We start from the raw sequence: 19128 nt of genomic DNA, 5'->3' as shown, positions 1-19128 counted from the left end.
ACTCGAGCAGGCCTCGAGGACCTCGCTGGTAGTCTGACAACGGCTGCTGACCCCGTGCGGGAGAGTCCTCCGGAGACACCGGAGGCGCCGAAGGAGCAACTCCTCCCCGGAATCTCTCAGGCACACGTACCGCGCGGACGAGGTCACTCTGGAAAGCAGGGCGGAAGTCGACGGCGTCGACGGCCTCCGTCCTCACCGACGGTGAAAGCCGGCTGCCCCGGTGGCGGCCGGTGAAGCTCTCAGGTTGAGATGACAGAGGGGGAGGCCGTCCGGGTACCCGCGTCGTGGTGCCCCTCGAAGGTCGTGTCAGACCAGGAGGCCTCAGAAATGACCGCCGATCGCATTCCGCTCTCCGAGCTCGAACGGGGTATCCCCTTCGAGCAGCGTCACATCGGGCCCGACCAGGAGGCGCGGGCCAAGATGCTCGCCCACGTCGGCTACGGCTCGCTCGACGAGCTGACCGCCGCCGCGGTCCCGGACGTGATCAAGAACGCCGACGCGCTGGACCTGCCGGACGCGCGCACCGAGGCCGAGGTCCTGGCGGAGCTGCGCTCGCTGGCCGACCGCAACCAGGTCCTCGACTCCATGATCGGACTCGGCTACTACGGCACCTTCACGCCGCCGGTGATCCTGCGCAACGTCATGGAGAACCCGGCCTGGTACACGGCCTACACGCCCTACCAGCCGGAGATCTCGCAGGGCCGCCTCGAGGCGCTGCTGAACTTCCAGACCATGGTCGCCGACCTCACCGGCCTGCCCACCTCCGGCGCCTCGCTGCTCGACGAGGGCACGGCCGCCGCCGAGGCGATGGCCCTGTCCCGTCGCATGGGGAAGAACAAGAAGGGCCTCTTCCTGATCGACGCGGACGTGCTCCCGCAGACGATCGCCGTGATCGAGACGCGTGCCGAGCCGACGGGCGTGGAGGTCGTGGTCGCCGACCTGGGCGAGGGCATCCCGGCGGACATCGCCGAGCGTGAGATCAACGGCGTGCTGCTGCAGTACCCGGGCGCCTCCGGAGCCGTACGCGACATCAGGGCCGTGATCGAGCAGGCGCACGGGCTCGGCGCGCTCGTCACCGTCGCCGCCGATCTGCTCGCGCTGACGCTGCTGAAGTCGCCCGGTGAGCTGGGCGCGGACATCGCCGTCGGGACGACGCAGCGGTTCGGCGTGCCGATGGGCTTCGGCGGGCCGCACGCCGGCTATATGGCGGTGCAGGAGAAGTTCGCCCGCAGCCTGCCCGGACGGCTCGTCGGGGTGTCGGTGGACGTGGACGGGCACAAGGCCTACCGGCTCGCGCTCCAGACGCGTGAGCAGCACATCCGTCGGGAGAAGGCCACCAGCAACATCTGCACCGCACAGGTGCTGCTCGCGGTCATGGCCGGCATGTACGCCGTCTACCACGGGCCCGACGGGCTGCGGGCGATCGCCGGGCGCACCCACCGCTATGCCGCGATCCTCGCCGCGGGACTCACGGCCGGCGGGGTCGAGGTCGTGCACGGCTCCTACTTCGACACGCTGACCGCGCGGGTGCCGGGCAAGGCCGACGAGGTCGTGGCCGAGGCCCGCCGACGTGGGGTCAACCTGCTTCTCGTGGACGCGGACCACGTCTCGATCGCCTGCGACGAGACCACGGCGCGGGCCCAGCTGGCCGCCGTATGGGCCGCCTTCGGAGTGGACGGGGACGTCGAGGCGCTCGACACCGCCGCCGGGGACGCGCTGCCCCAGGGGCTGCTGCGCTCCGACGCGATCCTCACCCACCCCGTGTTCCACCAGCACCGCTCCGAGACGGCGATGCTGCGTTACCTGCGCCGCCTCGCCGACCGGGACTACGCGCTCGACCGGGGCATGATCCCGCTGGGCTCCTGCACCATGAAGCTCAACGCGACCACCGAGATGGAGCCGGTCACCTGGCCCGAGTTCGGGCAGCTGCACCCCTTCGCGCCCGCCGAGCAGGCGGAGGGCTACCTCACGCTGATCCATGAGCTGGAGGAGCGGCTCGCCGAGGTCACCGGGTACGACCAGGTGTCGCTGCAGCCCAACGCCGGGTCGCAGGGCGAGCTGGCCGGGCTGCTGGCCGTGCGCGGCTACCACCGGGCCAACGGGGACGAGCAGCGGACCGTGTGTCTGATCCCGTCCTCCGCGCACGGCACCAACGCGGCGAGCGCCGTGATGGCCGGGATGAAGGTCGTCGTCGTGAAGACCGCCGAGGACGGCGAGATCGACGTCGAGGACCTGCGGGCGAAGATCGAGCAGCACCGCGAGCAGCTGGCCGTGCTGATGATCACGTACCCGTCGACGCACGGTGTGTTCGAGGAGCACGTCGCCGACATCTGCGCGCAGGTCCACGAGGCGGGCGGACAGGTCTACGTCGACGGCGCCAACCTCAACGCGCTCGTCGGGGTGGCCAAGCCGGGCCACTTCGGCGGTGACGTCTCCCACCTGAACCTGCACAAGACGTTCTGCATCCCGCACGGCGGCGGCGGTCCCGGCGTCGGCCCCGTGGCCGTACGGTCGCACCTCGCGCCGTATCTGCCGAACCACCCGCTGCAGCCCGCCGCCGGGCCCGAGACGGGTGTGGGGCCGATCTCGGCCGCGCCCTGGGGTTCCGCGGGGATCCTGCCGATCTCGTGGGCGTACGTCCGGCTCATGGGCGGCGAGGGGCTGAAGCGGGCCACCCAGGTGGCGGTGCTCAGCGCCAACTACATCGCCAAGCGGCTCGAGCCGCACTACCCGGTGCTGTACACCGGCCCGGGCGGGCTGGTCGCGCACGAGTGCATCATCGACCTGCGGCCGCTGACCAAGGCGACCGGGGTGAGCGTGGACGACGTGGCGAAGCGGCTGATCGACTACGGCTTCCACGCGCCGACCATGTCGTTCCCGGTGGCGGGGACGCTGATGATCGAGCCGACCGAGTCCGAGGACATCATCGAGCTGGACCGGTTCTGCGAGGCGATGATCGCCATCCGCGCGGAGATCGAGAAGGTGGGCTCGGGGGAGTGGCCGGCGGAGGACAACCCGCTGCGCCAGGCGCCGCACACCGCCGGCGCGCTCGGCGGGGAGTGGGAGCACGCCTACAGCCGTGAGGAGGCCGTCTTCCCGGCCGGGGTGTCCGTCGCCGACAAGTACTGGCCGCCGGTGCGCCGGATCGACCAGGCCTTCGGCGACCGCAACCTGGTCTGCTCGTGCCCGCCGCTGGACGCGTACGAGGACTGATCCGGCCCGCAGAAAGGGGGCCCGTCCGCCGTGGACGGGCCCTCGCGCGGGTGCTACGCCGTCGTCAGCGACACCTCGGTCGCCTTGATCAGGGCGACGACGTCGGAGCCCACGAAGAGCCCGAGGTCGGTAGCCGCGTCCTTGGTGATCGCCGCGGTGAGTTCACCGCCGGCCACGGTGACCTTCACGACGGCCATGACCGTGCCGGTCGTCAGGCCGGTGATGGCGCCGGGGATCTGGTTGCGGATCGACAGGCCCTCGACGTGGTCGGTGGCCAGGGAGACCTCCGTGGACTTCACCAGGGCGCGGACGGCGGTGCCGGGGGTGAGGCCGAGGTCCCGTACGGCCTCCAGGGTGATGGCCGCGGTGAGGTCCTGTCCGCCGTCCAGACGGACGTCGACGGTGGCCATGACCTCACCGGGGTGGACGGCGGTGACGGTGCCGGGGAGCTGATTGCGGATGCTCAGGGTCATGGGCACCCACGGTAGGGCTCCCAGTGTCTTATGCCGGGTATGCGTGGGTCTGTGCCGCCTTGACTGTCGCCCAGACCGCCGTGCCCGGGTGCAGATCCAGCTCGGCCGCGGCGACCGTCGTGAGGTCGGCGGCGAGCGGCAGCTCGCCCGTGAGGGCGGCCCGGATCTGGTCGCCGTGGGTTTCGAGGCCCGCGACCTCGCACCGCCACAGGTTGCGGGCGCTGGAGCCGGTGGGGCGGTCGCGGTGCAGGGTGACCGCGCTCGGCGGGAACGCGACGAACACCGGCCCCGAGAGGATCTCCGTGGTGGTGATGGCCGGACCGGTGTCCAGGCGCACCGCGTGCCCGTCGGCCCGGCCCCGGTAGAGGTTCAGGCCGACCAGCTGGGCGATGTAGTCCGTGCGCGGATGGCGGGCGATGTCGGCGGGGCCGCCCTCCTGGACGACCCGGCCCTCCTCGACCACGACCAGGCGGTCCGCCAGGACCATGGCGTCCAGCGGGTCGTGCGTGACGAGGACGGCGACCGCCTCGAACTCGGCCAGATGGCGGCGGAGCTGGGCCCGCACCTCCAGCCGGGTGCGGGCGTCCAGGGCGGCGAGGGGCTCGTCGAGGAGCAGCAGCCGGGGGTGCGTGGCGAGGGCGCGGGCCAGGGCGACGCGCTGTGCCTGGCCGCCGGAGAGCCGGCGGGGCTTGGCGCCGGCGTGCGCGGCCAGGCCCATGCGGTCCAGCCACTCGGCGGCGACGGCGCGGGCCTCCGCCTTGCTCGCGCCGTGGCAGCGCGGCCCGAACGCGACATTGTCCAGGGCGCTGAGGTGCGGGAACAGCAGATAGTCCTGGAAGACCACGCCGACCGGGCGGGCTTCCGGGGGTGTGCGCTCCAGGGCCGTGCCGTCCAGGCGGAGGTGCCCGCCGGTGAGCGGGGCGAGACCGGCGAGGGCGCGCAGGGCGGTGGTCTTGCCGGCGCCGTTGGGTCCGAGCAGTGCCACGACGTCGCCGGGGGCGGCGATCAGGGCGACGTCGAGGCGGAAGGCGCCGCGGTCGACGACGAGGCGGGCGTCGAGACCCTCGCCGGACTCGGTCCGCGACACGGGCGGGTCCTTGCGCAGCGTGGTCATGACGCGGTCATCCAGCGGTCGCGCAGCCCGGCGAGGACGGCGATCGACACGGCGAGAAGCACCAGGCTGAGCGCGATGGCCGCCTCCGGGTCGCTCTGCAGGGCGAGGTAGACGGCGAGCGGCATGGTCTGGGTGCGGCCCGGGAAGTTGCCCGCGAAGGTGATGGTCGCCCCGAACTCGCCGAGGGCGCGGGCCCAGGCCAGTACGGCGCCGGCCGCGATGCCCGGCGCGATCAGGGGGAGCGTGACCCGGCGGAAGGCGGTGAAGCGGGAGGCGCCGAGGGTGGTGGCGGCCTCCTCGTAGCGCGGGTCGGCCGCGCGGAGCGTGCCCTCGACGCTGATGACGAGGAACGGCATCGCCACGAACGTCTCGGCGACGACCACGCCGGCCGTGGTGAACGGGAGCGTGACGCCGAACCAGGAGTCCAGCCACCGGCCGACCACGCCGTTGCGGCCGAGGGCCAGCAGCAGCGCCACACCGCCCACCACCGGGGGCAGCACCAGCGGCAGGGTCACCAGGGCGCGGACCAGGCCCCGGCCGGGGAAGTCGGTGCGGGCCAGCAGCCAGGCCAGCGGCACCCCGATCACCAGGCTCACCGCGGTCGCCGCCGTGGCGCACACCAGGGACAGCCGCAGGGCCTGCCAGACCTCGGGTCCGGTCAGCTGCTCGGGCAGGGTGTGCCAGGGCGTCCGGACGAGGAGTGCGACCAGCGGCAGAAGCAGGAAGGCGAGGCCGAGCAGGGCGGGCAGGAGCAGGGCGAGCGGGACGCCCGTGCGGACGCGGGCACGCCGCGGGCCGCCCTCCAGGACGTCCGCGGCGGCCTGCTTCACGGGTGGGGTCACGGCTGGAGGAACCCGGCCTCGGTGAGGACCTTCTGCCCGTCGGCGGAGCGGACCAGCGCGATGAAGGCCTTGGCGGCCTCGGCGTTGGGGGCGTCCTTCAGCAGGGCGATCGGGTAGTCGTTGATGGCGTCGGCGGACTCGGGGAACTCCACGCCCTCCACCTTGTCACCCGCGGCGTGCACATCGGTCTTGTAGACGACGGCCGCGTCCGCCTCCTTCAGCTCGACCTTGGTCAGGGCGGCCTTGACGTCCTGCTCGTAGGAGACGGGGGTGAGCTTGAGGCTGCTGGCCTCCAGCGCCTTCTGGGCGGCGGCGCCGCACGGCACCTCCTTGTCGCACAGCACCACCTTCAGACCGGACTTGGTGAGGTCCTTGAGGGAGGAGACCTTGTCGGGGTTGCCCGGCAGGGTCGCGATCTCCAGCTGGTTGCGCACGAAGGTGACCGGCTCGGTGGCGTTGTCCTTGGCGTCGGTCACGATCGCCATGGTCTTCGGGCTGGCGGAGGCGAACACGTCGGCCGGGGCGCCGCCCGTGATGCTCGCGGCCAGGGTGTCGCTGCCGCCGAAGTTGAAGGTGACCTTCGTGCCGGGGTGCGCCTTCTCGAACTCCTGGCCGAGCGAGGTGAAGCTCTCCTTCAGCGAGGCCGCGGCGAAGACCGTGACCGTGCCGGAGAGCTTGGGGGAGGAGGAGGCCGAGGCGTCGGACTTGGCCGATGTGTCGCCGGAGTCGTCGGAGGAACAGGCGGTCAGGGCCAGCAGCGCGGCGACTCCCGCGCCGGCCACCTGCACGACGCGGCGGGTACGGCGCTCGGTACGGGTCATCACGTGTACTCCTCGGTTTCAGCGGTCCCTCGAACGGCCCAACATCATGATGATGCCGCATATGCAAGGCGTACGTCTTCTGGGGCTTCGCATAATCCGGGGTGAGGTGGGTGATGGGCACGCATGTGCGTTCGTACGGAGGCGGCGGCCCGCCCCCGATCCCGAGGGGGGTCCGCCGCTGTTCAGACGCGGTCGATGTGCACGTTCGTCGATTTCACGCGGGCGGTGGCCTCCATGCCGACCTCCAGGCCCAGTTCCTCGACGGCCTCCCGGGTCAGCAGGGAGACCAGCCGGTGCGGGCCGGCCTGGATCTCCACCTGGGCGGCGACGTCGCCGAGCTTGATCGCGGTGACGATGCCGGGGAAGGCGTTGCGGACCGAGGTGTACGGGGTGTCCTCGTCGGCGTTGTCCGTGCGGGCGAGGGACACCGAGAACGCGGCGAGGTCCTTGCCGTCGATGAGACGCCGTCCGCCCTCGTCCCGGTGGGTCGCCACCCGCCCGGCGTCCGCCCAGCGGCGCGCGGTGTCGGGGCTCACGCCGAGCAGCCGTGCCGCCTGTCCGATTGTGTAGCTCTGCATGGGGGTCACGATAGGGCCGCTGTTCCCCATGGGTCTCAGCCGGTGTGGACCCGCGGCCGGCGTGAGCGGTCCGGCTCGGCCTCGCGCAGCACCTCGCGGGTGACCGGGGCGACCTCGCCCTGGCCGAAGAGGAAGAAGCGCAGGAAGTTGGCGAACGGGTTGCCCTCGGTCCACTCGAAGTAGATGTGCGGGATGCAGCGGGTGGCGTCGCGGGTGTGGAGGAGGAGGGCGGCGAGCGCGTTGGGGATGGAGGAGGACTCCAGGGTCAGTACCCGGTAGCGGTTGTGCAGGACCTCGCCGCGGACCGTCAGGCCCGCCTCGAACTCGGAGGGGTCGAGGACGGTCACCTCGACGAAGACGAAGTCCTCGCCGGGGAGGTCGTTGTCCTCGCGGATCTGTTCGATCTTCTCGCGGTACTCGGCCTTGTCCCGCTGGTCGGGCTCGTTGGCGATGAACCGTATCTTCCGGCTGGCCATGTCCCGGATGAATCGTTCCGCCATCGGGTCGAGGGTCACGCTCGTCACGCGCAGTTCGAAGGCGCGGGCCAGCCGGGAGAGCAGGGAGACCAGGATGATGCCCGCGATGAAGCAGGCGCCGATCTTCACACCGTCCGGGCGCTCGATGACGTTGACGACCGTGGTGTAGAGGAACACCGCCGAGATGACCGCGAAGCCGATGGTCCACTTGCGCTGGCCGGCCTTGTGGGCGGCGATGGTCACGGCGATGGCGGCGGAGCTGATCAGCACCAGGACGCCGGTGGCGTAGGCGCCGCCCTGGGCGTCGACGTCGGCGTCGAAGATCCAGGTGACCAGGAAGGCGACCAGGGTGAAGACGATGACCATCGGGCGTACCGCGCGGGCCCAGTGCGGGGCCATGCCGTAGCGCGGCAGATAGCGGGGCATCAGGTTGAGCAGACCCGCCATCGCCGAGGCGCCGGCGAACCACAGAATCGCGATGGTCGAGATGTCGTACACCGTGCCGAAGGCGCTGCCCAGGTACTCGTGGGCGAGATAGGCGAGGGCGCGGCCGTTGGCCTGGCCGCCGGACTCGAACTCCTTCTCCGGGATCAGCAGCGTGGTGATGAAGCTGGTCGCGATCAGGAAGACGCTCATGATCAGGGCGGCCGTGGTGAGCAGCTTCTTGGTGTCCCGGATCCGGCCGACCGGCTGCTCCTCGGTCTCCCCGGCGTCGCCCTTGACGTGCGGCATGACGGCGACGCCGGTCTCGAAGCCGGACAGACCGAGCGCTAGCTTGGGGAAGACGATCAGGGCCACGCCGACCATCGCGACGACATTGCCGTGCTCGGCGGTGAGGGCATGGGCCCAGTCGGTGACGACGTGGCCCGCGGTGACCACGTGCCAGAAGCCGACGATCACCACCACGACGTTCAGCGCGAGATAGACCCCGACCAGGGCCACCGCGACGCCGATGGCCTCGAGGAAGCCCTTGAGGAACACCGCGCCGAGCAGGGCGACGAGCGCCAGGGTGATGATCAGCTGCTTGTCGTGCAGGGCGCTGGTCAGATGAGGGTTCTCCACCAGGTGGGTGGAGGCGTCGGCGGCCGACAGGGTGATCGTGATCAGGAAGTCGGTGGCGGCGAAGCCCAGCAGGGTCAGCACGAACAGCTTGCCCTGCCAGAAGGACAGCAGCCGCTCCAGCATCGCGATCGAGCCCTCGCCGTGGGGGCTCTCGTCGGCCACGCGGCGGTAGACCGGGAGGGCGCCGGCCAGGGTGACGATCACCAGCACGATGGTCGCGATGGGTGACAGCAGGCCCGCCGCGAGCGCGGCGATGCCGGGCTGATAGCCCAGGGTGGAGAAGTAGTCGACACCGGTCAGGCACATCACCCGGTACCAGGGCTGGCCCTTGTGCGCCGGTGCGGCCTCGGGCTGCTGACCCTGCTGCGCATGACCCTTGCCCATGTCGGACAGGCCCTCCAGCATCCAGGCGCGCAGGCGACTGGGGGGAGGGTGCTCGGTCGTGGCCATACGCGTGCTCCTGGGTGCGGCTCCGGCGTGGGGTTTCGGCCATCACGCGGACGGCGGAATCAGCGTAAGCGGAGAGTGACGCACAGGCCCGCGGATCATGGGCCGGACGGCGTCAAGCTTGCGTTAAGACTGGCCGCGGGCGGGCGTCGGGGGCGTCAATCGGCAGACGCTTTTCGGCCACTCGGTCGCGGCCCACAGCTCTCTTCGTAATGTTCGCTGATGGTCCCGAATGTTTCGGCCGCTCCTCGGTCGCCATCGGCCTTCGGTGCGTGAACAGATGTCAGGATTCCCTGTGTTCAGGGGGTTGCCACCCGTCGGAGGGTGTCTCTAGGGTGCGGCAGCAGCGAAGCTTTCTGGATCTGGTTCGAAACTTTCGATCTACCCAAGGAGCGCATGATGGGCGACCCGGCACTGTCCCGCCGCGGCTTCCTGGCGGCCTCCGCCGCGGCCGGGGTGAGCATGACGGCTCTGAGCGGCTGCGGCGGCGACTCGGACGGAGGGTCGTCGGGGACGACCACCATCGAGTGGTGGAACATCTCCACCACCCAGCCCACCAAGGACGTCTGGGCCGGACTCGCCAAGCAGTTCGAAGCGCAGAACCCCAAGGTGAAGATCAAGATCGTCCAGTTGGAGAACGATCCGTACAAGTCGAAGATGACGGCGCTGACCGCCTCCGGGAAGCTGCCCGACATCTTCCACACCTGGGGCGGCGGTGTCCTCAAGCAGCAGATCGACGCCGGGCTCGTCGAGGACCTGACCGACAAGAGCAAGGGATGGGGGGACGGGCTGCTCTCCGTCGCCCGGGAGCCGTATCTCTTCGACGACAAGGTCTACGGCATCCCCTTCGACATCGGCATGATCGGCTTCTGGTACAACAAGGCGCTCTTCAAGAAGGCCGGCCTCGCCGCTCCCCCCACCACCTGGAGCGGCTTCCTCGACGCCGTGCGGAAGCTGAAGGCCGCCGGGGTCACCCCGCTCGCCCTGGCCGGCAAGGAGAAGTGGCCGGGCATGTACTACTGGGCCTATCTCGCCATGCGCACCGCCGGGATCGGCGCCCTGCGGAAGGCGAACGACGACAAGGACTTCACCGGGGACGGATTCGTCCAGGCGGGTCAGCACCTCCAGGACCTCGTCGACCTCCAGCCGTTCCAGAAGGGCTTCCTCGGCGCCGCCTACAGCACCCCCACCGGCCAGGCCGCCACCATGGGCAACGGCAAGGCGGCCATGGAGCTGATGGGCCAGTGGGCGCCGGTGGTGGAGGCCGACGCGGGCAAGGGGCTCGGCGCCGACCTCGGGTTCTTCCCGTTCCCCGCGGTCGACGGCGGTCAGGGCGCGATCACCGAGGTCTTCGGCGGAGGCGGCGGCCACGCCCTGCGCAAGGGCGCCCCGCAGGCGGCCGCCGACTTCCTGAAGTTCTTCGCCTCGGCCACCACCGACACCGAACTGGTCAAGAAGACCGGTGTGCTGCCCGTCGTACCGGCCGCCGAGAGCGCGCTCACCGACCCCAACCTGTCCGCCGTACAGGCCCAGCTGAAGGCCGCCACCGGCTTCCAGCTCTATCTCGACCAGGCGTACGCGCCCGCCGTCGGCCAGGAGGTCAACGACAGCGTCGCCGGACTCATCGCGGGATCGAAGTCCCCCCAGCAGGTCACCGAGTCGATCAGCAAGGTCGCGAAGGAAGAGCAGTAGCCGGATGGCCTCGACCTACCTCCCGGACAAGCGCAGCGCCCCGGACACCGGCCGGCCGCCGCCCCTCCCCGCGGCCGCCGGCCGGACCCGACGCCGGGTGCTGCACTGGCTCACCGCCGTCGGCTTCCAGGTGCCCGCCCTGGTGCTGTTCGGCACGCTCGTGCTGCTGCCGATGCTGTTCGCGCTGTACGCCGCGTTCTTCCGCTGGGGCGGCTTCGGCATGCCGGAGGACTTCATCGGCGGCGACAACTTCACCCGCCTCTTCCAGGACCCGGTGTTCCTCGGCGACCTGTGGCGCTGCCTCGTCCTGGTGGGGCTCTCCCTGCTGCTCCAGCTGCCGTTCGCGCTCGCCCTCGCGGTCGCCCTCAACCAGCGGATCCGCGGCCGGGCCGTCTACCGCATGCTGTTCTTCGCGCCGTACATCCTCTCCGAGGCGATCACCGGCGTGCTGTTCAGCATGATCTTCGCCCCCGACGACGGACTCGCCGACCATCTGCTGGGCGCGGTGGGCCTGGACGGGCTCGGGGGGCAGTGGTTCGCCGATCCCTCCACCGTGATGGCCACCCTGTTCCTGGTCATGACCTGGAAGTACTTCGGCTTCCACATGATGCTCTACCTGGCCGGACTCCAGTCCATCCCGGCCGAGTTGACCGAGGCCGCGCTGATCGACGGGGCCGGGCCCTGGCAGCGGTTCCGCAGCGTCACCCTGCCGCTGCTCGCGCCCACCCTGCGGATCAGCGTGTTCCTGTCGGTGATCGGCTCCATCCAGCTCTTCGACCTCGTGTGGATCGTCACGGCCGGCGGCCCCGACCATCACTCCGAGACGATGGCCGTGACCATGTTCCAGTACGGCTTCAAGCGCTACCAGGTCGGCTACGCCAGCGCGATCAGCGTGGTCATCTTCGGCATCAGCCTCGTCTTCGCCCTCGCCTACCAGCGGTTCGTGCTCCGCCGCGATCTCCAGGGCGCCACCACGACCCTGCGAGGAGGCGGCTCGTGAGCGTCCGCAGAAGAGGCCGGACCCTTCCCGTGCACGCCGTGCTGGTGGTCGTCGGCGCCGTGATGGCCGTACCGCTGCTGTACGCCGTCCTGTCCGGCTTCAAGTCGACCGACCAGCTCTCCCGCAACCCCTTCGGGCTGCCCGACCCATGGGTGACCTCCAACTACACCGACATCCTCGGCTCGGGCTCCTTCTGGCGACTGCTCGGCAGCAGCACCGTGATCGCGGTCGGTACGACGGTGGTGGTGGTCGCGGTGTCCGCGCTCGCCGCGTTCTCCTTCGCCCGGTTCGCCTTCCGGGGCCGCGAACTGCTGTTCACGCTGTTCACGATGGGGCTGATGTTCCCGTTCGCGGTGGCGGTCCTGCCGCTGTTCCTGCTGCTGCGCTCGATGGACCTGCTCGACAACCCGCTCGGAGTGATCCTGCCGCAGGCGGCCTTCGGGGTGCCGATGACGATCGTCATCCTGCGCGGCTTCTTCCGGGAGATACCGGCCGAGCTGGAGGAGGCGGCGACCCTCGACGGCTGCGGGCCGTTCGGCTTCTTCTGGCGGATCCTGCTGCCGATGGCCCGGCCCGCGCTCGGCACGGTCTCCGTGCTCGCCGTCGTCGCCAGCTGGAACAACTTCCTGCTGCCGCTGCTGGTCTTCAACGAGCCCTCCTGGTGGACGCTCCCGATCGGCGTGCAGCAGTTCCAAGGCCAGTACTCCTCCGAGTACGCCCGGATCTTCGCCTATCTCGTCCTCGCCATGGTTCCCGCCCTGGCCTTCTACTCCGTCGCCGAGCGCCAGCTCGTCGGCGGTCTCGCCGCCGGCGCCACCAAGGGATGACCGGCGCCTGCCCCTACCCATGTCCCGCGCCTGCCCACGCCCCAACGACCGTGAGGAGTCGCACCATGCCCAGCACCGTCCGCACCCGGCTGAGACTCGCCGGAGCACTCGCCGCCGTCCTGGTCGCCGCCGGGATCGCCCAGGGCCCCGCCGCCCAAGCGCACGAGAAACCGCATCGGACCACCCTCGCGGACCTGGCCCAGCGCCACGGCCGCTACTTCGGCAGCGCCACCGACAACCCCGAACTCACCGACACCGCCTACACACGGATCCTCGGCGACGAGTTCGACATGATCACCCCCGGCAACGGCATGAAGTGGTACGCCACCGAGCCCCAGCAGGGCGTCTTCGACTGGACCAAGGGCGACGAGATCGTGAACCTCGCCCGGGCGAACCACCAGAAGGTCCGCGCCCACACCCTGGTCTGGCACAGCCAGGTGCCCGGCTGGCTCACGGGCAGGGAGTGGACGGCCGACGAGCTGCGCGCCGTGCTGAAGAACCACATCCAGACCGAGGTGCGCCACTACCGCGGCAAGGTCTACGCCTGGGACGTCGTCAACGAGGCGTTCAACGAGGACGGCACCTACCGTGAGACGGTCTTCTACAAGACCCTCGGCCCCGGCTACATCGCCGACGCCCTGCGCTGGGCCCACCAGGCCGACCCCAAGGCCAAGCTGTACCTCAACGACTACAACATCGAGGCCGTCGGCGCGAAGAGCGACGCCTACTACCACCTGGCCAGGGAACTGAAGGCGCAGGGCGTCCCGCTGCACGGCATCGGCCTCCAGGCCCATCTCGCCCTGCAGTACGGCTATCCGACGACCCTGGAGGACAACCTCCGCCGCTTCGCCCGCCTCGGCCTCGACACCGCGCTCACCGAGGTCGACATCCGGATGCTGCTCCCCGCGACCGAGGAGAAGCTGGCCCAGCAGGCCGAGTGGTACGGCGATCTGACCGAGGCGTGCCTCGCGGTGCGGCGGTGTGTGGGCATCACCGTCTGGGACTACACCGACAAGTACAGCTGGATTCCGGCCTTCTTCCCCGGTCAGGGGGCCGCCCTGCCCTGGGACGAGCAGCTCGCGCCGAAGCCGGCGTACACCGCGATCAGGGAGGCGCTCAGCTAGCGCTCCGGGGTGGTGCGGTGCTCGACCGGACCACCAACTCCGTGCCCAGTTCCACCCGCGGTGAGTCGGGGCGCTCACCGCGGGCCAGGCGCAGGACCGTGCGGACGGCCAGTTTGCCCATGTCGGCGAGGGGTTGGCGGACGGTGGTCAGGGGCGGCGCCGACCAGCGGACCTCCGGAAGGTCGTCGAAGCCGACCACGCTCATGTCCTCCGGGACGCGCAGACCGCGCCGGCGCAGCGCCTCGATCGCGCCGAGGGCCATCTGGTCGCTGGCGGCGAAGAGCGCGGTGGGCGGCTCGGGCAGGTCGAGGAGGGCCGTGCAGCCGGTGAAGCCCGACTCGGGGTGGAAGTCGCCGGGGACGACGAGGGTCTCGTCGACGCAGAGGCCGGCCGCCTCCAGAGCGGCGCGGTAGCCGTCGTGGCGGGCGCGGGAGCACAGCAGCCGGGGCGGGCCCGCGATCAGGCCGATGCGGCGGTGGCCGAGGGCCAGCAGATGCTGGGTGGCGGCGAGGCCGCCGGACCAGTTGGCGGCGCCGATCGTCGGGGTGTCGAGGGCGGGGGAGCCCATCGGGTCGACGACCACCAGCGGGACGCTCAGGATGCGCAACTGCTCGTGCAGCGTGGGTTCCAGGGCCGAGGTGACCAGGATGACGCCGTCGGAGGCCCGGGCGCGCAGATTGCGCATCCACTCGCGGGCGTCCCCGGAGCGGCCGTGGATCGCCGAGACGACGGTGCCCACCCCGGCCGCGTGGGCGACCTCCTCGACCCCGCGGATGATCTCCACCGCCCAGGGGCTGTCGAGGTCGTTGAAGACCAGGTCGAGCAGGGCCGCGCGGGTCGCGGAGGGGGCGGTGGGGCGCTTGCGGTAGCCGTGTTCCCGCAGCAGCTCCTCGACGCGGGCGCGGGTGCGCGGGGAGACGTCGGAGCGGCCGTTGACCACCCGGGAGACGGTCGGCACCGAGACGCCGGCCCGGCGGGCGATCTCCGTGATGGTGACCTTGCCCGTCACCGCGGGTGCCGTGCCCTCCGCCGTCACGGCCGTGCCTTCCGCCCTCGCAGCCGGGTCGTCCGCGGTCATTCCCCCACCTCCGTCGCCTGTTCCGGGCGCGGTGCCGAAACTTCCAGGAGTCTTCCGGAAAACGGGTGCGTACGGAAGGGAAGACGGGCGCTACGAGGAGTGAGCGGCCCCGGACACGCGTCGGGGCCGGTTCGCAGCGACTGGCTGCGGTCCGGCCCCTCGAAGTCCCCGGACGGCGGTCCCGCGCCGTCCGGTGCTGCTCAGGCTGCGGTCGTGACCCGGTGCGGGGCGATGACCTGGCCGTCCGGCAGGAGCTCACCGGTGTCCTCGAAGAGGAGGACGCCGTTGCACAGCAGGCTCCAGCCCTGTTCCGGGTGGTGCGCCACGAGCCGGGCGGACTCCCGGTCGGCGGAGGTTGCTGTCGGGCACGGCGGCTGGTGCTGGCACATGGATGGGTTCTTCCGCTCTGGCGTGATGTGTGAGGTGGATGTTTTCGAGTCTGTCCCGCGGCGTGAAGCGTCGTGTACGTCGTTCATGGCCGCCCCCCGTTGTGATAAGTCGGTCGGAACCCAGTGTTGCCCCACGGACGTCGTTCCGCAGGGATTTCGCGGCACCGCCTCTCACAGGTTCATGACGCATCACCCGCGCGGGCGGTTCATCTCAACTGCACTGTCACTTCGGGTGGTTTCCAGTGGCCGGATAGGGCTAGTCCGGACGGGGACGTGGGGACGAACACCGCGAACACCGCGGACGGCACCGTACCCCGGCACCGGGGTCGTGGTGCCGGGGTACGGAGGTCCGCCGTGCGCGTGTCCGCGGTTACGGCGTCAGGCGGGCGAGCCCAGCAGGGGCGGCGGCGCCGACGGGGTCACCCTGAGGGTGAGCACGGGGAGCAACTCGGCGACGCGGTGGGCGCGATGGGCGGCGATCCCGGGCGGCGCCGGGGCCAGCGGCACCAGCAGATCGGTCGCGGCGGGGTGACCGGTGCTGCCGTCGCCGTCGGTGTCGCCGTGCAGCCAGAGCGTGAGCATGTAGAGCCCGGGGACCGACAGCAGCCGTGCCTGGTACGGCTGGGTCGCCGACTCGGCCTGCCGCAGGGCGCGTTCGGTGGAGGCGATGTAGGGGCCCTCGAAGAAATGGGAGAACGCCCAGCCGTCCGGGGTCAGCCGGGTCTCGGCCGCCGCCACGGCCCGGTCGCCGCAGCGGATCAGGAAGCGCCAGCCGGCCAGCCGGGTCGCGGACACGCCCTCGGGGGTGATCCGGTCCAGGACGTGCAGCGGCAACGGCAGTTCGGGGGTGGCCTCGTCCTGGGCGGAGCGCAGGGACGGAGTTCGGGCCTCGCGGACCGCGGTGGGGGAACCGAGGGCCGTGAGGACGGAGCGAAGGGCGGGCGCGGGAGCCGGAGGGACGTGCAGCGGCATGATGGGTCGCCTCTCATTCACAGGCGGTGGCGCGAGGGCGGGGGCGGACGGCGCTGTCAGCTAGCTCTCGTGAAGGTCGCAGAGGCAGGGGCCGGGGTCTTCGGACAGCCGGGGTGCGCGAGCGGCCTGCCGCCACCTGGACGACAGGCTCCTTCGGCCACCGGGCCCACCTTCTCCGCCTTGTGCGAGGAGTTTATACGACACGTGTTCAGACTGTGTTTCGTCTAGCCGATTCCGGGACACCCGGCAAGAGTCCATTCGGTCGGCGATACGTGTGAATCATCCCGATTCAGAGCGACCCGCGCCGCGATGACCTCGGGATATGCGAGCGCGATGGTCGGCCCATTCTCGTCGGATTTTTTCACGAGTTCCCGGGCACGAGTTCCGGAGTTCGTGAAAGAGCGGTCTGCCGCTTGCCCCGTGAATGTGCCTCCGGTCAGCCCGGACGCTTCCGGTCAGAGTAGCGGGTGGCGGGAACCGGCGGGGACGTTATCGATCGGCTCGGTTGGGCATCATCCCACCTGACCCGGGAGACCGGCGGCCGGATCACCGGCCCGCCCATGCGAGGAGGGACGCTTCGATGGGGGAGAAGGTCGTGGCGGGCGGGTTCGACCTGTCCGATCGGCAGCAGTACCGCGACAAGCTCCGAAGGTGCCTGACGGGGCTGGAGCGGCTTCTGGCCCAGGAGCGCTTCGACCGGCCGAAGAACCTCATGGGGCTCGAGATCGAGCTGAATCTCGCGGGCGCCGACGGCCTGCCGAAAATGCTGAATGGCGAAGTGCTCGAACGGATCGCGAGCCGAGATTTCCAAACAGAACTCGCCATGTTCAACCTGGAAGTCAACATAGCTCCACACCGATTGGGCGGCAGGGTATTCGACCGGCTCGCCGAGGAACTCCGTACGTCACTGGCATATGCCCATCGAAAGGCGGGCGAGGTCGACGCGGGAATCGTGATGATCGGTATTCTGCCGACCCTCGACCGTGACGATCTGGTCTCCACCAATCTTTCCGACGTCGACCGCTACACCCTTCTCAACGACCAGATCGTGGCCGCCCGGGGCGAGGACTTCGCCCTCGACATCGAGGGCGTGGAGCACCTGTCGTGCACCTCCAAGTCGATCGTCCCCGAGGCCGCCTGCACCTCCGTGCAACTGCACCTCCAGGTCACCCCGGCCCGCTTCGCCGACGTGTGGAACGCGGCGCAGGCCGTCACCGCCGCGCAGATCGCCGTGGGCGCCAACTCGCCCTTCCTGTTCGGCCGCGAGCTGTGGCGCGAGTCCCGGCCCCCGCTGTTCATGCAGGCCACGGACACCCGCCCGCCCGAGCTCCAGGCGCAGGGCGTACGGCCGCGGACCTGGTTCGGGGAGCGGTGGATCAGCTCGGCATACGAGCTGTTCGAGGAGAACCTGCGCTTCTTCCCGGCGCTGCTGCCCCTGTGCGACGAGGAGGACCCGCTGGAGGCGCTGGAGGCGGGCCGCATCCCGTCCCTCGCCGAGCTGGTCCTGCACAACGGCACCGTCTACCGGTGGAACCGGCCGGTGTACGGCATCGCCGACGGCGTCCCCCACCTTCGGGTGGAGAACCGGGTGCTGCCCGCCGGGCCCACCGTGACCGACGTGATCGCCAACGCGGCCTTCTACTACGGCGTCGTCCGCGCCCTCGCCGAGGACACCCGGCCGGTGTGGTCCCGGCTGCCGTTCGAGGCGGCCGAGGCGAACTTCGACGCGGCCTGCCGGTACGGCATCGACGCGCGCCTGCAGTGGCCGCGGCGCGGGCGGCTGGGGGGTGTGGGCGAGGTGGACGCGGTGAGTCTCGTACGGGAGGAGTTGCTGCCGCTCGCCGAGGCCGGGCTGGACGCGTGGGGAGTGGAGCCGGCCGACCGGGACTACTACCTCGGGATCATCGAGGAACGGTGCCGGCGGCGGGTGAACGGGGCGACGTGGCAGGTCGCGACGTTTCGGCGGGCCGTGGAGGCGGGGTTGTCCCGGGACGCTGCGCTGGCTGCGACCACGCGGCGGTATGCGGAGCTCATGCATGTGGGGGAGCCGGTGCATACGTGGCCTGTGGGGTTGCCGGTGCCCGTCGGGTGAGGTCCGGGATGGCGCGGTGGTGTGCCGGGTGCGGTCCGGTGGGGGCCGATCGCGCAGTTCCCCGCGCCCCTTAGGCCGGGGTGGTGGTCGTGGCTTTCGTGGCATCGGGCAAGCTGTTGTGTCCCTTGAACGGAAGCGGGTGTGCGGGTGGGCGAGGTGTATGACGAGCGGCCGTCTCGGCGGATCTTTCGGGACGAGACGCTGCTTGTGCTGGGGCTGTCGCTCGGCGCCAGCGGTGTGTCCGCGCTCATCAGCTTCATCGGGTCGGTCACCAAGCCGGGTGGGCTCAAGGACCAGGCGGCCACGCTCAACGCCTCGGCCGCGCCGGGGCGGCCCTGGCTGGATCTCGCCTGGCAGCTCTTCGGGATCGCCTCGGCGCTGGTCCCGGTGGCGCTCGTCGCGCATCTGCTGATGCGGGAGGGGCAGAGCGGGCTGCGCACGCTCGGCTTCGACCGCACCCGTCCCTGGTTCGACCTGGGCCGCGGTGCCGGGATCGCCGCCGTCATCGGCAGCACCGGCATCGCCTTCTATCTGCTGGCCCGCGAGCTCGGCTTCAACCTCACCGTCGTCCCCGAGGCGCTCCCGGACGTGTGGTGGAAGTACCCCGTGCTGATCATGTCGGCGCTGCAGAACGCGATCCTCGAAGAGGTCATCGTGGTCGGCTATCTGCTGCGCCGACTCGGCCAGCTGGGCTGGACCCCGGGCACGGCGCTGGTGGCCAGTGCCGTGCTGCGCGGGTCGTACCACCTCTACCAGGGCATCGGCGGGTTCATCGGCAACATGGTGATGGGCGTGGTGTTCGTCTACCTGTACCGGCGCTGGGGGCGGGTGGGGCCGCTGGTGGCGGCCCATTCGCTGCTCGACATCGGCGCCTTCGTGGGGTACGCGCTGCTGGCCGGGAGGGTGCCCTGGCTGCCGACCCACTGAG

16 protein-coding genes and 1 riboswitch are annotated in these 19128 nt (G+C 70.7%); of the genes, 7 read left to right on the top strand and 9 right to left on the bottom strand.

What is annotated here, in order from left to right:
* Positions 1–47: 47 nt before the first annotated feature.
* Positions 48–142, top strand: a riboswitch (glycine riboswitch).
* Positions 143–327: 185 nt separating this feature from the next.
* Positions 328–3213, top strand: coding sequence for an aminomethyl-transferring glycine dehydrogenase (gene gcvP / locus ABZ464_RS16375; RefSeq protein WP_359276795.1), 2886 nt, complete (start codon positions 328–330; stop codon positions 3211–3213).
* Between the two features lie 53 nt (positions 3214–3266).
* Here gcvP and ABZ464_RS16370 read toward each other — a convergent pair whose 3' ends face one another.
* The 6 genes from ABZ464_RS16370 to ABZ464_RS16345 all read right to left on the bottom strand — a co-directional run bounded on the left by ABZ464_RS16370 (position 3267) and on the right by ABZ464_RS16345 (position 9029).
* Complete coding sequence (locus tag ABZ464_RS16370) at positions 3267–3686, bottom strand: TOBE domain-containing protein (RefSeq protein ID WP_359276792.1); 420 nt, start codon at positions 3684–3686, stop codon at positions 3267–3269.
* A gap of 28 nt (positions 3687–3714) precedes the next feature.
* Positions 3715–4800: an ABC transporter ATP-binding protein gene (locus ABZ464_RS16365; protein ID WP_359276789.1), complete on the bottom strand. Its 1086-nt coding sequence runs from the start codon at positions 4798–4800 to the stop codon at positions 3715–3717.
* Positions 4797–5642 carry an ABC transporter permease gene (locus tag ABZ464_RS16360; protein ID WP_359276786.1) on the bottom strand — a complete coding sequence of 282 codons (846 nt, stop codon included), beginning with the start codon at positions 5640–5642 and terminating at the stop codon, positions 4797–4799. The genes ABZ464_RS16365 and ABZ464_RS16360 overlap by 4 nt, the downstream gene beginning before the upstream one ends.
* Positions 5639–6463, bottom strand: coding sequence for a molybdate ABC transporter substrate-binding protein (gene modA, locus ABZ464_RS16355; RefSeq protein ID WP_359276784.1), 825 nt, complete (start codon positions 6461–6463; stop codon positions 5639–5641). The genes ABZ464_RS16360 and modA overlap by 4 nt, the downstream gene beginning before the upstream one ends.
* Before the next feature lie 182 nt (positions 6464–6645).
* Entirely contained in the window at positions 6646–7041 is a 396-nt protein-coding gene (locus tag ABZ464_RS16350; RefSeq protein WP_340383549.1) for a helix-turn-helix transcriptional regulator, read from the bottom strand.
* A 35-nt stretch (positions 7042–7076) separates the two neighbouring features.
* Positions 7077–9029 carry an amino acid transporter gene (locus ABZ464_RS16345; protein WP_359276780.1) on the bottom strand — a complete coding sequence of 651 codons (1953 nt, stop codon included), beginning with the start codon at positions 9027–9029 and terminating at the stop codon, positions 7077–7079.
* 396 nt (positions 9030–9425) lie between these two features.
* Between ABZ464_RS16345 and ABZ464_RS16340 the strand changes: the two genes are divergently transcribed.
* The 4 genes from ABZ464_RS16340 to ABZ464_RS16325 all read left to right on the top strand — a co-directional run bounded on the left by ABZ464_RS16340 (position 9426) and on the right by ABZ464_RS16325 (position 13669).
* The gene (locus tag ABZ464_RS16340) at positions 9426–10718 is read left to right on the top strand and encodes an extracellular solute-binding protein (RefSeq protein WP_359276844.1); all 1293 of its coding nucleotides are present in this window, start codon (positions 9426–9428) and stop codon (positions 10716–10718) included.
* A gap of 4 nt (positions 10719–10722) precedes the next feature.
* A complete protein-coding gene (locus ABZ464_RS16335; RefSeq protein ID WP_359276777.1) occupies positions 10723–11718 on the top strand; it encodes a sugar ABC transporter permease in 996 nt (331 codons plus the stop codon).
* Between the two features lie 62 nt (positions 11719–11780).
* Positions 11781–12545, top strand: coding sequence for a carbohydrate ABC transporter permease (locus ABZ464_RS16330; protein WP_359276842.1), 765 nt, complete (start codon positions 11781–11783; stop codon positions 12543–12545).
* Between the two features lie 65 nt (positions 12546–12610).
* On the top strand, positions 12611–13669 hold the full coding sequence (locus ABZ464_RS16325; RefSeq protein WP_359276774.1) for an endo-1,4-beta-xylanase: 1059 nt from the start codon (positions 12611–12613) through the stop codon (positions 13667–13669).
* Here ABZ464_RS16325 and ABZ464_RS16320 read toward each other — a convergent pair.
* From ABZ464_RS16320 to ABZ464_RS16310, 3 genes are all read right to left on the bottom strand, one after another.
* Entirely contained in the window at positions 13662–14747 is a 1086-nt protein-coding gene (locus ABZ464_RS16320) for a LacI family DNA-binding transcriptional regulator (RefSeq protein ID WP_359276771.1), read from the bottom strand. The genes ABZ464_RS16325 and ABZ464_RS16320 overlap by 8 nt on opposite strands.
* A 200-nt stretch (positions 14748–14947) precedes the next feature.
* The gene (locus ABZ464_RS16315; RefSeq protein WP_133917929.1) at positions 14948–15136 is read right to left on the bottom strand and encodes a DUF5999 family protein; all 189 of its coding nucleotides are present in this window, start codon (positions 15134–15136) and stop codon (positions 14948–14950) included.
* A 378-nt stretch (positions 15137–15514) separates the two neighbouring features.
* The gene (locus ABZ464_RS16310; RefSeq protein ID WP_359276767.1) at positions 15515–16108 is read right to left on the bottom strand and encodes a hypothetical protein; all 594 of its coding nucleotides are present in this window, start codon (positions 16106–16108) and stop codon (positions 15515–15517) included.
* Positions 16109–16688: 580 nt separating this feature from the next.
* On the opposite strand from ABZ464_RS16310, the gene ABZ464_RS16305 reads away from it, so the two are divergent.
* Positions 16689–18200, top strand: coding sequence for a glutamate--cysteine ligase (locus ABZ464_RS16305; RefSeq protein ID WP_359276764.1), 1512 nt, complete (start codon positions 16689–16691; stop codon positions 18198–18200).
* 147 nt (positions 18201–18347) lie between these two features.
* Positions 18348–19127, top strand: coding sequence for a CPBP family intramembrane glutamic endopeptidase (locus tag ABZ464_RS16300; RefSeq protein ID WP_359276762.1), 780 nt, complete (start codon positions 18348–18350; stop codon positions 19125–19127).
* The last annotated feature ends 1 nt before the right edge of the window (position 19128 follow it).

Origin of the sequence: Streptomyces sp. NPDC005820, from assembly GCF_040630255.1 — a bacterium.
GTDB lineage: Bacteria > Actinomycetota > Actinomycetes > Streptomycetales > Streptomycetaceae > Streptomyces.
The sequence above is the reverse complement of the archived record's forward strand: the minus strand, read 5'-3'. Positions and strand labels throughout refer to the sequence as shown.

What these genes read in the sequence shown, in the direction of transcription:
- gcvP (WP_359276795.1), top strand. Translation starts at nt 328, where the DNA reads ATGACCGCCGATCGCATTCCGCTCTCCGAGCTCGAACGGGGTATCCCC.
- ABZ464_RS16370 (WP_359276792.1), bottom strand. Translation starts at nt 3,686, where the DNA reads ATGACCCTGAGCATCCGCAATCAGCTCCCCGGCACCGTCACCGCCGTC.
- ABZ464_RS16365 (WP_359276789.1), bottom strand. Translation starts at nt 4,800, where the DNA reads ATGACCACGCTGCGCAAGGACCCGCCCGTGTCGCGGACCGAGTCCGGC.
- modA (WP_359276784.1), bottom strand. Translation starts at nt 6,463, where the DNA reads ATGACCCGTACCGAGCGCCGTACCCGCCGCGTCGTGCAGGTGGCCGGC.
- ABZ464_RS16350 (WP_340383549.1), bottom strand. Translation starts at nt 7,041, where the DNA reads ATGCAGAGCTACACAATCGGACAGGCGGCACGGCTGCTCGGCGTGAGC.
- ABZ464_RS16345 (WP_359276780.1), bottom strand. Translation starts at nt 9,029, where the DNA reads ATGGCCACGACCGAGCACCCTCCCCCCAGTCGCCTGCGCGCCTGGATG.
- ABZ464_RS16340 (WP_359276844.1), top strand. Translation starts at nt 9,426, where the DNA reads ATGGGCGACCCGGCACTGTCCCGCCGCGGCTTCCTGGCGGCCTCCGCC.
- ABZ464_RS16335 (WP_359276777.1), top strand. Translation starts at nt 10,723, where the DNA reads ATGGCCTCGACCTACCTCCCGGACAAGCGCAGCGCCCCGGACACCGGC.
- ABZ464_RS16330 (WP_359276842.1), top strand. Translation starts at nt 11,781, where the DNA reads ATGGCCGTACCGCTGCTGTACGCCGTCCTGTCCGGCTTCAAGTCGACC.
- ABZ464_RS16325 (WP_359276774.1), top strand. Translation starts at nt 12,611, where the DNA reads ATGCCCAGCACCGTCCGCACCCGGCTGAGACTCGCCGGAGCACTCGCC.
- ABZ464_RS16320 (WP_359276771.1), bottom strand. Translation starts at nt 14,747, where the DNA reads ATGACCGCGGACGACCCGGCTGCGAGGGCGGAAGGCACGGCCGTGACG.
- ABZ464_RS16315 (WP_133917929.1), bottom strand. Translation starts at nt 15,136, where the DNA reads ATGTGCCAGCACCAGCCGCCGTGCCCGACAGCAACCTCCGCCGACCGG.
- ABZ464_RS16310 (WP_359276767.1), bottom strand. Translation starts at nt 16,108, where the DNA reads ATGCCGCTGCACGTCCCTCCGGCTCCCGCGCCCGCCCTTCGCTCCGTC.
- ABZ464_RS16305 (WP_359276764.1), top strand. Translation starts at nt 16,689, where the DNA reads ATGGGGGAGAAGGTCGTGGCGGGCGGGTTCGACCTGTCCGATCGGCAG.